This window comes from Pseudosulfitobacter pseudonitzschiae, from assembly GCF_900129395.1.
Taxonomy (GTDB): Bacteria; Pseudomonadota; Alphaproteobacteria; order Rhodobacterales; family Rhodobacteraceae; genus Pseudosulfitobacter; species Pseudosulfitobacter pseudonitzschiae.
Map to the genome: position 1 here is coordinate 381,697 of NZ_FQVP01000002.1, position 14,809 is coordinate 396,505.

Genomic DNA, 14,809 nt, shown 5'->3' on the forward strand with positions numbered 1-14,809 from the left:
CTGTCATGGCAAAGCCCAAAAAGACCCCACGCCCCAAGTCGGAAACGCCCAAGGGCTTCCGCGACTATTTCGGACCCGAGGTCACCGCCCGGACCGAGATGCTGAAAGCGATTGCCGGGGTCTATCATCGCTATGGCTTTGACGCGCTGGAAACCAGCGCGGTCGAGACGGTCGAGGCGCTGGGCAAGTTCCTGCCCGACGTGGACCGCCCTAACGCGGGCGTCTTCGGCTGGCAAGAGGACGGCGAGGGCGACAAGCCCGGCGACTGGCTGGCGCTGCGCTATGACATGACCGCGCCGCTGGCACGGGTCTATGCCCAGCACCGCAACGATTTGCCCAACCCCTATCGTCGCTATGCGATGGGTCCGGTCTGGCGCAACGAAAAGCCGGGGCCGGGCCGGTTCCGCCAGTTCTACCAATGCGACGCCGACACCGTCGGCAGCGCCAGCATGGGCGCGGACGCCGAAATTTGCGCGATGCTGGCCGACACGCTGGAACAGGTCGGCATCCCGCGCGGCGACTACATCATTCGCGTCAACAACCGCAAAGTGCTGAACGGCGTGATGGAGGTCGCGGGCGTCCTGGACCCCGCCAACCCCGAGGCGATGGAACACGAACGCGGCATCGTCCTGCGCGCCATCGACAAGCTGGACCGTCTGGGCGTGGACGGCGTGCGCGCGCTGCTGGGGGCAGGGCGCAAGGACGACAGCGGCGATTTCACCGATGGCGCGGGTCTGAGCGATGCGCAGGCTGACGTGGTCATGGGCTTCATGGAGGCCAAGCGCGAAAGCGGTGCGGCCACCGTGGCGCGGCTGCGCGAACTGGTCGCGGGATCGCAAACCGGCGAGGCCGGCGTGGACGAGTTGGAAGAAATCGCGGCGCTGTTGGCAGCGGGCGGCTATGGCCCTGACCGCATCGAGATCGACCCCTCGGTCGTGCGCGGCCTTGGCTACTACACCGGCCCCGTCTACGAGGCCGAGCTGACCTTCGAAATCTTTGACGAAAAAGGTCGCAAGCGGCAGTTCGGGTCAGTCGCGGGCGGCGGGCGCTATGACGATCTGGTCAAACGCTTCACCGGACAGGAAGTGCCTGCAACCGGCGTATCCATCGGCGTCGACCGTTTGCTGGCCGCCCTGACCGCCAAGGGACGGATGGAGCGCGCCGTGCAAGGCCCCGTGGTCGTCACCGTGATGGACCGCGCGCGGATGGCCGATTATCAGGCAATGGTGGCCGAGCTGCGGCAGGCAGGTATCCGCGCCGAGGTTTACCTGGGCAACCCCAAGAACTTTGGCAACCAGTTGAAATACGCCGACAAACGCGGCAGCCCCGTGGCCATCATCGAAGGTGGCGACGAAAAGGAACGCGGCGTGGTGCAGATCAAGGATTTGATCCTGGGGGCCAAGATCGCCGAAACCGCCACCCACGAGGAATGGAAAGACCGGCCCAGCCAGTTCGAAGTGCCCCGTGACCAGATGCTGGCCAAAGTGCACGAAATTCTTGAAGGACAAGACACATGATCACCCGCGAAGGCCGCGCCAAAGCGCTCGCTTTGCGTGACCGTTTCGAGGCCGCAGGCGCGCAGGTGGTCGAGCCGCCGATGCTGCAAAGCGCCGAGTTGCTGCTGGACCTCTACGGCGAGGACATCCGCGCCCGCGCCTATGTCACCAGCGACGCGCTGCGCGGCGAACAGATGCTGCGCCCGGATTTCACGGTGCCGGTGGTGCAAATGCACATGGCGCACGGGGCGGACCCTGCGCGCTATACCTACGCAGGCGAGGTATTCCGCCGGCAAGAGGACGACCCCGACCGCGCCAACGAATTCCTGCAAGTGGGGTTCGAGGTGTTCGACCGCGCCGATCCGGCGGCGGCGGATGCCGAAGTGTTCGCCCTGATGGCCGAGGCGGTGGCGGGGCTGAACCTGCGCGCGGCCACCGGCGACATCGGCATTCTGACGGCCGCGGTCAACGGGTTGCGCACGACCGAGGCACGGCGCGCCGCCCTGCTGCGCCACATCTGGCGGCCGCGCCGGTTCCGTGCGCTGCTGGACCGCTTCGCGGGGCGCACGCCCGTGCCTGCCAGCCGCAAGGCGCTGTTGGCCAACCCGCAGCCGCGTCTGGGGTCGGCCCCGCTGATCGGTCTGCGCACCGATGATGAGATCGAGGCGCGCATCAGCGCGCTGCACGCCGACGCCGCCGCCAAACCGATCAGCGACGGCGAGATGGACCTGCTGGATACGCTGCTGAACGTGCGTGAAACCGTGCCCTTTGCCCTGTCGCACCTGCGCGACCTGACCGTGGACATGCCGTCGATTTCAGACGCTGTCGAAGGGCTGGCCGCGCGGTCCGATGCGCTGGTGGCGCGGGGCGTGGACGTGGATACGCTGGATTTCGAGGCCAGCTATGGCCGCACGTCGATGGAATATTACGACGGGTTCGTGTTCGGCTTTTACGCCGCAGGGCGCGCCGATCTGCCCGCGGTGGTCAGCGGCGGGCGTTATGACGCGCTGACCCGCAGACTGGGCGGCGGCGCGGAAATTCCGGCGGTGGGGGCCGTGCTGCGCCCCGGGCTGATGGCCGAACTGGAGGCAGGCGCATGATCAAACTGGGCGTGCCGTCCAAGGGGCGGCTGATGGAAAAGACATTCGACTGGTTCGCGGCACACGGCATCCGGCTCAGCCGCACAGGGTCTGACCGCGAGTATGCGGGCGCCGTCACGGGCATAGACGGCGTGTCGCTGGTGCTGCTGAGCGCGGGCGAGATCCCGCGCGAACTGGCGGCGGGGCGCATTCATCTGGGCGTGACCGGCACCGATCTGGTGCAGGACAAGCTGCCGCTGTGGGAACAGCAGGTCGAACCGTTGGAAGAGATGGGCTTTGGCGAGGCGGACCTGATCGTCGCGGTGCCGCAGGCCTGGGTTGACGTGGACACGCTGGACGATCTGGACGCGGCAGCGGCGGCGTTCCGGGCGACTCACGGTCACAGGTTGCGGATTGCCACAAAGTATCACCGTCTGGTGCGCGAATTCCTGCGCGATGCAGGCGTGGCCGATTATGCCATCGTCGACAGCCAGGGCGCCACCGAGGGCACCGTCGCCAATGAAACCGCCGAGGCGATTGCCGACATCACATCCAGCGGCGAGACGCTGCGGGCCAACCACCTGAAGGTCTTGTCCGACGGGTTGATCCTGCGGTCGCAGGCGACGCTGTGGCGGTCGCGGGTGGCCGATGTGGCCGATGAGGATCGTGCGGCAATGGCCGAGGTGCTGGCGCGTCTGGGCTGAACGAGGCGAAACTTGCCGGGGGCAGGGGCCTGCGGCGGGGACACTTGCAGCCAGATAAAGGCTGATTACAGCACGCCGATCTCAGCAAGTGCGCGGTTCAGCTCGACAGGCAGCGGCTCTTCCGACTCGCGGCCCTTGGGCAGGTCGGCCGGTGCGTCGGCGGGTGTCAGGTAACGCCAGCCCTGAAAAGGGCGGCGCAGGCTGGTCTGGGTGCGGATCAGCTCGGGGTCCAGCACGATGGCACAGCGGCGGATGCCGTCGCCGCCAATCACTTCGTCAAGGCGCAGGATGTGCTGGCGGGCCTGAATGACGCCCTTGATGACCCAGTAGATCGAGCCGCCGTTGAGGATTTCATCGACCCGCTTGGGGAACATCCGAGTGATATGACGGGGTTGGCCGTCGGCGGTCTGCGCGCGTTTGCTGGACTGCCATGCGATCAGGTCGTCGACATTTTCGGTGCCAACGCTCAGCTTGATCAGGTTTACACACGGTTTGTTCACAGACTTACCCACAGAATCATATCCCCCACACTCTATGATGTGGCGCTTGTCGCGCGGACTTCAATGGGTAGTGGTCGGCTGGCAGATCAATGGTTGTGATTTGAGGACGGTTGCGTCATCTTGGGTATCTTTCCATTAGCCAGAGAATCGACGCCATGACACGCTTTGCCGCCCCGATCGCAGAACAAATTTGGGATATGAAGTACCGGTTCAAGGCAGCCGATGGCACGCCCAAGGACGTGACGGTCGAAGACACCTGGCGCCGCATTGCCCGCGATCTGGCACAGGTCGAAAAAGACCCCGCCACATGGGAAGAGACCTTCTATGGCGCACTGGAGGATTTCCAATACCTGCCCGCCGGGCGCATCACCGCGGGCGCCGGCACAGCGCGCAAGGTCACGTTGTTCAACTGCTTTGTCATGGGCACCGTGCCCGACAGCATGGGCGGTATTTTCGACATGCTGAAAGAGGCCGCGCTGACCATGCAGCAGGGCGGCGGCATCGGCTATGATTTCAGCACCATCCGCCCCAAGGGCGCGGACGTGCACGGCGTGGCCGCAGATGCATCCGGCCCGCTGTCGTTCATGGACGTCTGGGACGCCATGTGCCGCACCATCATGTCCGCAGGCAGCCGTCGCGGTGCGATGATGGCCACCATGCGTTGCGACCACCCCGATATCGGCGATTTCATCACGGCGAAATCCGACGCCGCCCGTCTGCGCATGTTCAACGTCAGCGTCCTGATCACCGATGCATTCATGGAGGCCGTCAAGGCCGATGCGTCATGGGATCTGGTGTTCGATGGCAAGGTCTATAAGACCGTGCAGGCGCTGGACCTGTGGAACCAGATCATGCAGGCGACCTATGACTATGCCGAACCGGGCGTGATCTTTATCGACCGGATCAACGCCGCCAACAACCTGAGCTATTGCGAAACCATCGCCGCCACCAACCCTTGCGGCGAACAGCCCCTGCCGCCCTATGGCGCCTGCCTGTTGGGCTCGATCAACATGGCGCGGCTGGTGGCCGATCCGTTCGGCGCAAACGCCGGTCTGGACGAGGACAAGATGACCCGTCTGGTCGCCACCGCCATCCGCATGATGGACAACGTGGTGGATGCGTCAAAATTCCCGCTGCCCGAACAGGAACGCGAGGCACAACAAAAACGCCGTATCGGTCTGGGCGTCACCGGTCTGGCCGACGCGCTGCTGATGGTCGGCCTGCGCTATGGCTCGGACGAGGCTGCGGCCCAGACCGAAGCGTGGATGAAAGCGATTGCGCGCGCCTCCTACCTGGCCTCGGTCGACTTGGCCAAGGAAAAGGGCGCTTTCCCGCTGTTCGACGCCGAGGCCTACCTGGCATCCGGCAACATGATGAACATGGACGAAGACGTGCGCGACGCCATCCGCACCCACGGCATCCGCAACGCGCTGCTGACGTCGATTGCGCCCACCGGCACCATCTCGCTCTACGCGGGCAACGTCAGCTCGGGGATCGAGCCGGTCTTTGCCTATGCCTACACCCGCAAGGTGCTGCAAAAAGACGGATCGCGCACCGAGGAAGAGGTGGTCGATTACGCGGTGCAGATGTGGCGCGACCTGAAAGGCGACGCCGAACTGCCCGACTATTTCGTCAACGCCCAGACGCTGGCCCCCGCCGACCACGTCAAGATGCAGGCGGCGGCGCAGAAGTGGATCGACAGCTCGATTTCCAAAACCATCAACTGCCCCGCCGACATCAGCTTTGACGCGTTCAAGGATGTCTACATGCAGGCGTGGGACACCGGCTGCAAAGGCTGTACAACCTACCGCCCGAACGATGTGACCGGCAGCGTGCTGAGCGTGTCGGAAGACAAGCAAGCCCCCGAGGTCATTGCCAATTCCGACGCCGAACCGATGCAGCCGCACGGCGACGTGATCTACATGGCCGACCCGCTTGATCGTCCCGAAACGCTCGAGGGCAACACCTACAAGGTCAAATGGCCCGACAGCGAGCACGCGATTTACATCACCATCAACGACGTGGTGATCGGTGGCCGCCGCCGTCCCTTCGAAGTGTTCATCAATTCGAAGAACATGGAGCATTTTGCCTGGACCGTGGCGCTGACACGGATGATCTCGGCAGTTTTCCGGCGCGGGGGCGATGTGTCCTTTGTGGTGGAAGAGCTGAAAGCCGTCTTCGATCCGCGCGGTGGCGCCTGGATGCGGGGCAAATACATCCCGTCCATCCTAGCCGCGATTGGCGGCGTGATCGAACAGCACATGATCGTCACCGGCTTTATCGCGGGTGAGGGGATGGGCCTGAAAACCGACCCCACGGCAAAAGTGGTCGAACTGGAAAACGCCGCCCCACGCGGCAAGGCGTGTTCCTCCTGCGGCAGCTATGAATTGCGTATGGTCGAGGGCTGCATGACCTGCGCGTCCTGTGGATACAGCAAATGCGGGTGATGTTTGCGGCTGAGGTGTAGCCAGAGAAACCTGATGAATGCGCAAACCGAAGGGTAAGTCTGCGCAAGGGGTGTCAAAGGCGAAGCGTATCGTCCGGTGCCCAGTAGATGATTTCTGACAGAAGGTGAGCGGCGCCGGGGTGGATGCACCGGCGCCGTTGCATGTCGAGGCGATGGGCGGTTGTTGGAACAGGCCTGGCGGCCCCGCCCACAGCGATTGTGTGATGTCCTTGTGGAACCTTTGCCTGGCGCTGCGGTGCAGAGGTTGGGCAAGGCCCGAACGCTTGTCCCTACGGACACGCTGTCTGGTGCCCGTCATCGCGACCTGCCTTAACAATGACGCCATTGTTCATTGCAGTGCTATCGGAAGTGTCCCCGCCTGGCGCTAGATTTTCCGCCATCACACCACACAGACGTGCTGGATGCGTCTGGCAATTTCACGAGCGCCGCCGGAAAGTCGTTCCCGATCGCGCTGTGCGGTCTTTCTTCGTTGTAGCCTCTATGCCAAGCCCCAAACTTTTCGGCGGCATCTTCAGGGCCCATGAACCAGTGCGGATTCAGGCACTCTGCGTGGAACCGGCCGTTGAATGCTTCGATGAACGCATTTTCCCTCGGCTTTCCGGGTGTTGAGAAGTCCAACACGACACCGCGCTGACAGGCTCAAAGATCCATGTCGCGCGCGATAACTTCGCTGTCCTGGTCGACGCGGATCGTTTTGGGATAGCCGATTTGACCGCAAAGGCGATCCAGGGTCGCCAGCACGTCCTCACCACGCTAGCTGAACCGCGGGTCGAGCATCGGGACATAGCGTGAGAACATGTCGACAACAGTTGGGATGCGGATTTTGCACCCCGTCGCCAATTGGTCATACACGAAGTCCATTGCCGAACATCGCTCGGCCCGACTGCGTTCCTGCGGTCGTCCCGCAACTTTGCCTTCCCGCGCCGCTTCGGTGTCTTGTTCCTCAGCTGCGTACCAAACGTCTTGTAAATTCTGTTTGTTTTCCTGATGTTGATCTCCCAGCCCTCACGCCGCAACGTGGCGCTCTGCGATGATGATCGGGCGCAGCCACCGGACCAATCTGCCGACAGCGTGCTGAAGAAGTGCCTTGAAGAGATTGCAGATCCCACTTGGTCCGGAAAGCAAGGCCGCTGGGCAGGCCTCGCACACCGCCTGTGTGCGGCGTTAGCGCTCAGGTTTTCAGCAGCTCAATATCCAGAGTTTCTTGCATTTCATCCGATCCTTCAATTCATCAATTATTGTGATGTAATTCGCAAAAAATATTAGTTTGAATGAAGTGTGGCGATGCACCAGTTTGGAGATAAGAGAAATCCAAAAGGGAATGCTACCTTGAATGCGCTTACATCGGCCGGAGCCGTGCTCATATTCGGAGGCATGATCGCGCTGTCAGCTTCCTTGTCTGACGGGCGGGCAAAAAATCATCCCTGCATGAGCCAGCAGGATATAACTTGGCATCAGGATCGCAGCAGAAACGGTGTCTCGCTGACCTGCACGCAGGATATCATGTTGCGCAACCAACGTGAGAATGGGGAGCGGTGAGGACTGTTGAGTTCCGCAAGGAATTGACCCGACTTTCCGAAACGCCATGATATCAACAATTCCACCCACGTTTCATGAGGTTATCCTGTTTCATGATGGGTCAGCACCGAATGAACGAATGCATCAATTCGACACGAAAATCAGCACTCCAACGTATCTGTCACCGCTTCCAATAAGGGTCCTGCCGGAAAGCGTTCGACAGGAAAGCCATGATCAGAGAAATCCGGCGTAACCCACGTAAATCCGGATGGGTCAGCGCCCAAAGACAGTTTTGGGGTGCCCGCGAATAAGTGAAACATCGCATCAATTCGGGGCGGCGCATGTCATCGGGTAGCAAGGCCACACCGTGACCAGCCGCAGCAAAGCTCGCGATGGTCGTAAGGTCGTCACACCGCACGGCCGTCAGGGGCTGCTTTTCGGTCAGGATAGACTGAAACGCAGGATGACGTGCCAACATGCCCGCAGGCGCAACCAGATTGTGCCGCGGCAAATCTTCCATCACTTCAAGAGGATCATGTGTCGTTAGATAGGACGAGCTTGCATATACAGCCCAATCGATGCCCAGCACCCGTCGCCCCCAAAGATGACCCGGCGGGGACTGGGCGACACGCAATGCGACGTCTGCGCTGCGGTCGGACATGTTGACCTCCTGATTGGAAACCAGCAGTTCCACCAGAATGTTCGGATGAGCGGTGGCAAATTCGGCGAGATAGCGTGGCAGGACCGTGTCGGAAAAGCTACGCGGCGCTGTCAGGCGGACCGTACCCTGAGCGGTTTCGTCCCGGCCCGCGACCCGGCGGTCAATCTCTTCGAAAGAGCTGACAATGCCGCCACTGATGTCGCGCATCTCGGCTCCTGCATCTGTCAGCACGTAGCGGCCCTTGACACGATCAAACAGACGGGTGCCCACTTGCTCTTCCAGCGCCGACATATGCCGAAACACTGTCGCATGGCTAAGTCCAATACGCTCTGCCGCCCTGACCAGAGATCCTGTTTCACTAACAGCAACGAATACTTTGATCGCGTTCCAATCCATTTCGTCCATTTCAAATTTGCAATATCGGATGTCAGTACTGTCCATATTCATCCTATTTGCAACAGGGTATCGATTGCGCACCGCACAACGAAACATCTGGAGATCAGCGATGATTGGATACACTTCACTTGGTACAGCAGATTTGGCGCGCTCAGTTGCGTTCTATGACGCCTTGTTTGACGAACTAGGGGCAAAGCAGGTCATGGCATTTGACGACTTCATCGTCTGGGGCGACGACACCGGGGGGGCTGCTTTTTCGATCCATGTTCCCGAGAATGGAAAACCCTATTCAGTCGGCAACGGTGTGATGATCGCGTTGAAAGCCAGGAACAAAGGCCAGGTTGATACTGTCCATGCAAAGGCATTGGAACTGGGTGGCAGTGACGAAGGCAAACCCGGCTTTCGTGTTGACGGATTTTACGCGGCCTATTTCCGTGATCTCGACGGCAACAAACTTAATATCCACCACGTTGCGGGGTAAGCTATGCCGACGCAACGCTACAAGATCGTGGGGCACAGATTGTGCCCCTACGTTCAACGGGTGGTCATTGTGATGCTGGAGAGAGGCATCGCCTTTGACCGCAGGGATATCGACCTGGACAACAAACCACAGTGGCTGAGCGGGATTTCCCCAAGCGGTCAGGTCCCGGTCTTGCAAGTTGGTCACGATAGCTGGTTGTTCGAATCCGGCGTCATCGCACGCTACCTGGACCGGATGTCGGGCAATCGCATGATGCCGGCCGACCCGCTTGCCTGCGCACGGCACGAGGCGTGGATGAGCTATGCAGACGGCATGCTGAACATTGTCGCGCGCATCATCTACCGCGAGGCCAATGCCAAAGGGGTCCGTGATGCAATGACCGATCTGGTCAGCAGACTGAAGATTGTTGATGCCCGCTTTTCCCCGAATGGCTATTTTTCTGGTTTGGAATTCGGCCTGGTCGACGCGGTATTTGTCACTTTGTTTCGCTATTTCGCTGTTCTTGACTTGGTGTCGGACGTGAAGGTGCAGGCAGAGCTTTCTGATAGCCTGCGCGGATGGTGGAATATGGTTCGCACGCGCCCCTCCGTTTCCGCTGCAGTACCCCGTGAATATGATTCCGAACTGATGGAGTTTATCGCGGCAAAAAACAGCCATGCCGGTCGTGTACTGGCGCGCACTGGGCTCAGGACTCCCGGCCGATAAATGACGCTTGCAGCGCATCGCGCCTGACAGGACTTCCCTGAAAAAGATCATATTCATCGATGCCCATTTCACAGGTCCAAACGTACACGAACTCTGCTTCTCACGCCGCTTCGAATCGTACGTGCGAAAGCACCGCGCGCTTGGGGCGTTGCCGCGCCTGCCGCGCAAATCAGGCTGATGCGCGCCGAGTAAACCCTCAGACCAAGGTCCCACATTGTGCGAGTAGGTTTTGTTTGTACTATCGTGATGGGGAGGAGGAACTCATGGTTGAGCATCATCACGTCGAGGAGATCGCGCAGGTTCTGGACGGTCACCCATCTGGACGAGACAGCTACGTGGACGCCTCCTGGCGTCGATGTGTTGAACTTTACGGCATGGACCCGACGCGCAGTGACCCGGCGCACATCGTCACCGATGCCGAGTTTCGCGCGCACCGCGAGCAAGCCGACTGGATGATCGGGGCGGCGCGCTCGGGCCTTCAAAGTCTGTTCCGGCAGGTTGCAGGCCAGAATTACGTGCTGTTGCTGACCGATGCCAAAGGTGTCTGCGTCGACTTTTTCGGGGATGACCTGTTTCTGGACGAGTTGCGCAGGGCAGGGCTTTACCTCGGGTCGAACTGGTCCGAGGAGCTTGCCGGGACCTGTGGCGTCGGCGCCTGCATCGTCACCGGCGAGCCGGTCACCGTTCATCAGGATGACCACTTTGGAAACGCGCATACGCTGTTGTCGTGCACCTCGGCGCCGATCTTCGACAGCCTGGGCCAGCTGGCGGCCGTACTCGACATTTCGCTGTTGCGCTCGCCGTCCCCGAAAAGCAGCCAGAACCTGGCCATGTCTCTGGTGACGGCGGCGGCCAGACGTGTCGAAATGGCGAACCTCATGGCGGCCAGCCGTCGCGAATGGGTCTTGCGGTTTTCGTCCAGCCCCGAGTTTCTTGACGTGGACCCGGAAGCGGCGGTGTCGCTTGATGGGTCGGGACGGGTGATCGGGGCCACCCGTGCCGCGACACAGATGCTGTCGCGTGGCGACAGCCTGATCGGTCGGCGGATCGACACCCTGCTGGGGCTCAGCGTCGATGACCTGCCTGATCTGATGCGCGACCGTCCGACGGAAGAAAGGGTCGTGGCATTGGGGGATGGCGGTGCCGTCTTTGGCCATGCGATCGCGCCACAGGCCCCGCGCAGGTCGCAAACCAACCAAGGATCAACATCCAGACACGCGCGCGGCGGCGTCCTGTCTGCCCTGGCGGGCAGCGATCCGACCATGGGACGCCTGTTGGCACAGGCAGAGCGGCTCGCGCCGACACATGTGCCGCTCCTGATCTGCGGCGAAAGCGGCAGCGGCAAAACCAAGCTTGCCCGCGCCATTCACATGGCCTCCCGGCGTGGCGGCTTTGTCAGCGTGGATTGTGCCGGCGCGCAGCCCGAGGATTTGCGCCAGGCGCTTGCGGCTCAGTCGGGACCTGGAACGCTGCTATTGCGCCATATCGAGGATTTGCCCACGGACACCGCGCGGGTTCTGGCGGGCCTTCTGGATGCCCATCCCGACCTGCGCCCGATTTCAACCAGCGCAACAGAGCCTTCCGACCTCGTGTCGCAGGAAAGACTCCCGGCAACGCTGTATTTTCGGCTGTCGGGGTCCGTGCTGGACATCCCGCCCCTGCGCGAAAGGCAGGATCTTGGCTGGCTGCTCGAACGATTGCTCCGACGCCATTGCGGAGGCGAGATGCGTCTGACACCTTCGGCACGCGCCGAGTTGCTGGCGCGAGAGTGGCCCGGAAACCTGCGCGAACTTGGCAATGTGCTGGACGTCGCCTGTGCGCTGGCGGAAAGCACGGTCATCGACTTGCCGGATCTTCCCGACGTCACCGAAACGCGCGATAAAGAGCAGGATCTGGAGGCGATTCTGGACGCCTGCGACTGGAACATGGCCCGTGCGGCCCGTCGATTGGGGGTCAACCGGTCAACAGTCCTGCGACGCATCCGCAAACAGGCGTTGCGCGCACCAGACTGACATGTTGCGCGGCGTTGCGTATGCAACATGCTGCATTGCGGCAGCGTGCTGGAGAGAGATTTTCGACAGATTTCCGTGGAGGCGACACAGTTTGTTTCGCCACTCTCTGCCCATCACATTGCTGATGAGGAGGAACCGCAATGCTCGACTCGACAGTCACCACGCAAGTGCAAGAGACGCTCGACAGCCTGAACACCGCCCTTGAGGACGGCGATGCACGGGCCGCAAGCGCGCTTTTTGCCACCGACAGCTATTGGCGCGATCTGGTCGCCGTGTCCTGGAACCTGAAGACGGTTGAGGGGCCGTCTGGTGTTGAGGACATGTTGACGGCGCAATTGAAGCACACCAAGCCACGCGGCTTTGCAATTCAGGATGGCGAAGTGCCAGAAGAAGATGGCGGCGTCGTCACCTCATGGATCACCTTCGAAACAGCCGTGGGCCGGGGCTGGGGCCTGATGCGTCTGAAGGATGGGCGGATCTGGACGCTGTTGACCGCGCTTCAGGAGTTGAAGGGCTTTGAAGAAAACAAGGGCAAGCGCCGCCCGATGGGGGCGGAGCATGGCGCCGCCAAGAACCGGAAATCGTGGAAGGAGAAACGCGAGGCGGAGACGGCAGAACTCGGGTATTCCGAGCAGCCCTATACAGTGATCGTCGGCGGCGGTCAGGGCGGCATCGCCCTCGGTGCGCGTCTGCGCCAGCTGGGCGTGCCGACGATCGTTCTGGACAAACACGACCGGCCCGGCGACCAGTGGCGGTCGCGCTACAAGTCGCTCTGCCTGCACGATCCGATCTGGTACGATCATCTGCCCTACATCAAGTTCCCGGACAACTGGCCGGTGTTCACGCCCAAGGACAAGGTGGGCGACTGGCTGGAAATGTACACGAAGATCATGGAGATCAACTACTGGTCCCGGTCCGAGGTTCAGAGCGCAGAGTTCGACGAAGACAGCGGGACCTGGACCGTCAAGGTGAACCGCGACGGCGAAGAGGTCACGCTGCACCCGACCCAGCTTGTGCTGGCCACCGGCATGTCCGGCAAACCCAACATGCCGGACTTTCCGGGCATGGACAGCTTCAAGGGCACAATCCAGCACTCGTCGCAGCACGAAGGCCCGGATGCCTGGACCAGCAAGAAGGTCGTCGTCGTGGGATCGAACAACTCCGCCCATGACATCTGTGCCGCGCTTTGGGAAGCGGATGCCGATGTGACCATGGTGCAGCGGTCGTCCACCCATATCGTGCGGTCTGACACGCTGATGGAGATCGGCCTCGGCGCGCTCTACTCCGAAGAGGCGGTGGCCAGTGGCATGACGACGGAAAAGGCCGATATGGTCTTTGCCTCGCTGCCCTACCGTATCATGCACGAATTCCAGATCCCGCTCTATGACCAGATGCGCGAACGCGATGCGGAGTTCTATGCCGGGCTGGAGAAGGCCGGGTTCGATCTGGACTGGGGCGACGACGGGTCGGGCCTGTTCATGAAATACCTGCGCCGCGGCTCGGGTTATTACATCGACGTGGGGGCCAGCCAGCTGATCATCGACGGCGAGGTGAAGCTGGTCAAAGGCCAGGTCGATCATTTCGACGAGACCGGCGTGGTGCTGTCGGACAGCACGCATCTGGATGCCGATCTGGTGGTCATGGCAACGGGCTACGGCTCGATGAACGGCTGGGCCGCCGATCTGATCAGCCAGGAAGTCGCGGACAAGGTCGGCAAGGTCTGGGGCCTCGGCTCTGACACGACCAAGGACCCCGGCCCCTGGGAAGGTGAGCAGCGCAACATGTGGAAACCGGTCCAGCAGGAGAACCTGTGGTTCCACGGCGGCAACCTGCACCAGTCACGCCATTACTCGCTGTATCTCGCCCTGCAACTGAAGGCGCGGATGGAGGGCATCGACACCCCCGTCTACGGCCTGCAAGAGGTGCATCACCTGTCGTGATGCAAAGCGCGCGCACTCGGTCCCCGCTGAGCGGGTGCGCGCAGGATTTCCCGATTCTCGAAGGAGTAGAGACGTGTCTCTCAAAGGAAAAACCGCACTCGTTACCGGCGGGGCGCGCGGCATTGGTCTTGGCATTGCCGAACGGCTCGCCGCAGATGGCGCCCGGATCGCGCTGGCGGACCTCAACGCCGACCAACTGGCCGAGGCCGCCGGAAAATTCGCCGACGGTTCTGTGATCACCATTGCGGCGGATGTCACCGACCGCCAGCAGGTCATCGACGCAATCGACCGCACGGCTCAAGAGCTGGGCGGCTTCGACATCATGATCAACAATGCGGGCATCGCACAGGTGCAACCCATCGCCGAAATCACCGAGGCCGAAATGGACAAGGTGTTCGCGGTCAACGTCAAGGGCGTGCTCTGGGGCATCCAGGCCGCCGCCGCGCGCTTCAAAAAGGATGGCACCAAAGGCAAGATCATCTCCGCCGCATCAATCGCGGCGCATGAGGGCTATCCGATGCTGGGGGCCTATTGCGCGACCAAATTCGCGGTGCGGGCGCTCACCCAGGTCGCGGCCAAGGAATTCGCCGCCGATGGCATCACGGTCAACGCCTATTGCCCCGGTGTCGTGGGCACCGACATGTGGGTCGAAATTGACGAGCGTTTTGCCGAAGTTACCGGCGCGCAAAAAGGCGCGACCTTCGACGCGTTTGTCGATTCCATCGCGCTGGGCCGCGCACAGACCCCGCGCGATGTCGCCAGCCTGGTGTCCTATCTTGCCGGCCCCGACAGCGACTACATGACCGGCCAGTCGATCGTTATCGACGGCGGCATGGTCTACCGATAACCC

General features: G+C 61.7%; 12 protein-coding genes and 1 pseudogene. 10 read left to right on the forward strand and 3 right to left on the reverse strand.

All coding sequences use genetic code 11. The features are described 5' to 3' along the window. Positions 1–5: 5 nt before the first annotated feature. Genes hisS through hisG form a run of 3 tightly spaced genes read left to right on the forward strand, consistent with a single transcriptional unit; the run spans position 6 to position 3,279 of the window. Positions 6–1,517, forward strand: coding sequence for a histidine--tRNA ligase (gene hisS, locus BUC08_RS06165; protein WP_037924909.1), 1,512 nt, complete (start codon positions 6–8; stop codon positions 1,515–1,517). Beyond that, positions 1,514–2,596, forward strand: a complete 1,083-nt coding sequence (locus BUC08_RS06170; protein WP_028954927.1) for an ATP phosphoribosyltransferase regulatory subunit — start codon at positions 1,514–1,516, stop codon at positions 2,594–2,596. The genes hisS and BUC08_RS06170 overlap by 4 nt, the downstream gene beginning before the upstream one ends. Next, on the forward strand, positions 2,593–3,279 hold the full coding sequence (hisG, locus tag BUC08_RS06175; protein WP_037924911.1) for an ATP phosphoribosyltransferase: 687 nt from the start codon (positions 2,593–2,595) through the stop codon (positions 3,277–3,279). Before BUC08_RS06170 ends, hisG begins: the two co-directional genes overlap by 4 nt. A gap of 65 nt (positions 3,280–3,344) precedes the next feature. Here the strand turns inward: hisG and BUC08_RS06180 are convergent, their stop codons facing one another. Then, positions 3,345–3,779, reverse strand: a complete 435-nt coding sequence (locus BUC08_RS06180; RefSeq protein ID WP_037924914.1) for a DUF1489 family protein — start codon at positions 3,777–3,779, stop codon at positions 3,345–3,347. Positions 3,780–3,934: 155 nt separating this feature from the next. Between BUC08_RS06180 and BUC08_RS06185 the strand changes: the two genes are divergently transcribed. Then, positions 3,935–6,226, forward strand: coding sequence for an adenosylcobalamin-dependent ribonucleoside-diphosphate reductase (locus BUC08_RS06185; RefSeq protein WP_037924916.1), 2,292 nt, complete (start codon positions 3,935–3,937; stop codon positions 6,224–6,226). A gap of 359 nt (positions 6,227–6,585) precedes the next feature. On the opposite strand, the pseudogene BUC08_RS06190 reads toward BUC08_RS06185, so the two are convergent. Continuing rightward, a pseudogene (locus BUC08_RS06190) lies at positions 6,586–7,262 on the reverse strand (integrase core domain-containing protein); the annotation flags it as partial. Here BUC08_RS06190 and BUC08_RS24755 point away from each other — a divergent pair. Further along, positions 7,234–7,512, forward strand: coding sequence for a hypothetical protein (locus BUC08_RS24755; RefSeq protein WP_162179363.1), 279 nt, complete (start codon positions 7,234–7,236; stop codon positions 7,510–7,512). The pseudogene BUC08_RS06190 and the gene BUC08_RS24755 overlap by 29 nt on opposite strands. Before the next feature lie 433 nt (positions 7,513–7,945). Here BUC08_RS24755 and BUC08_RS06200 read toward each other — a convergent pair whose 3' ends face one another. Then, entirely contained in the window at positions 7,946–8,866 is a 921-nt protein-coding gene (locus tag BUC08_RS06200) for a LysR family transcriptional regulator (protein ID WP_159436679.1), read from the reverse strand. A 64-nt stretch (positions 8,867–8,930) separates the two neighbouring features. On the opposite strand from BUC08_RS06200, the gene BUC08_RS06205 reads away from it, so the two are divergent. The 5 genes from BUC08_RS06205 to BUC08_RS06225 all read left to right on the forward strand — a co-directional run bounded on the left by BUC08_RS06205 (position 8,931) and on the right by BUC08_RS06225 (position 14,806). Beyond that, entirely contained in the window at positions 8,931–9,302 is a 372-nt protein-coding gene (locus BUC08_RS06205) for a VOC family protein (protein ID WP_037924921.1), read from the forward strand. Positions 9,303–9,305: 3 nt separating this feature from the next. After that, the gene (locus BUC08_RS06210; RefSeq protein WP_037924923.1) at positions 9,306–10,007 is read left to right on the forward strand and encodes a glutathione S-transferase family protein; all 702 of its coding nucleotides are present in this window, start codon (positions 9,306–9,308) and stop codon (positions 10,005–10,007) included. A 263-nt stretch (positions 10,008–10,270) separates the two neighbouring features. Next, positions 10,271–12,019 carry a sigma-54-dependent Fis family transcriptional regulator gene (locus tag BUC08_RS06215; protein WP_037924926.1) on the forward strand — a complete coding sequence of 583 codons (1,749 nt, stop codon included), beginning with the start codon at positions 10,271–10,273 and terminating at the stop codon, positions 12,017–12,019. Positions 12,020–12,159: 140 nt separating this feature from the next. Further along, positions 12,160–13,959 (forward strand): NAD(P)/FAD-dependent oxidoreductase, encoded by a 1,800-nt coding sequence (locus BUC08_RS06220; RefSeq protein ID WP_037924929.1) that lies wholly within the window; start codon positions 12,160–12,162, stop codon positions 13,957–13,959. A 73-nt stretch (positions 13,960–14,032) separates the two neighbouring features. Beyond that, the gene (locus tag BUC08_RS06225; RefSeq protein WP_037924931.1) at positions 14,033–14,806 is read left to right on the forward strand and encodes an acetoin reductase; all 774 of its coding nucleotides are present in this window, start codon (positions 14,033–14,035) and stop codon (positions 14,804–14,806) included. The last annotated feature ends 3 nt before the right edge of the window (positions 14,807–14,809 follow it).

Coding starts and splice junctions, on each gene's coding strand:
- hisS (WP_037924909.1), top strand. CDS start 6: ATGGCAAAGCCCAAAAAGACCCCACGCCCCAAGTCGGAAACGCCCAAG.
- BUC08_RS06170 (WP_028954927.1), top strand. CDS start 1,514: ATGATCACCCGCGAAGGCCGCGCCAAAGCGCTCGCTTTGCGTGACCGT.
- hisG (WP_037924911.1), top strand. CDS start 2,593: ATGATCAAACTGGGCGTGCCGTCCAAGGGGCGGCTGATGGAAAAGACA.
- BUC08_RS06185 (WP_037924916.1), top strand. CDS start 3,935: ATGACACGCTTTGCCGCCCCGATCGCAGAACAAATTTGGGATATGAAG.
- BUC08_RS24755 (WP_162179363.1), top strand. CDS start 7,234: ATGTTGATCTCCCAGCCCTCACGCCGCAACGTGGCGCTCTGCGATGAT.
- BUC08_RS06200 (WP_159436679.1), bottom strand. CDS start 8,866: ATGGACAGTACTGACATCCGATATTGCAAATTTGAAATGGACGAAATG.
- BUC08_RS06205 (WP_037924921.1), top strand. CDS start 8,931: ATGATTGGATACACTTCACTTGGTACAGCAGATTTGGCGCGCTCAGTT.
- BUC08_RS06210 (WP_037924923.1), top strand. CDS start 9,306: ATGCCGACGCAACGCTACAAGATCGTGGGGCACAGATTGTGCCCCTAC.
- BUC08_RS06215 (WP_037924926.1), top strand. CDS start 10,271: ATGGTTGAGCATCATCACGTCGAGGAGATCGCGCAGGTTCTGGACGGT.
- BUC08_RS06220 (WP_037924929.1), top strand. CDS start 12,160: ATGCTCGACTCGACAGTCACCACGCAAGTGCAAGAGACGCTCGACAGC.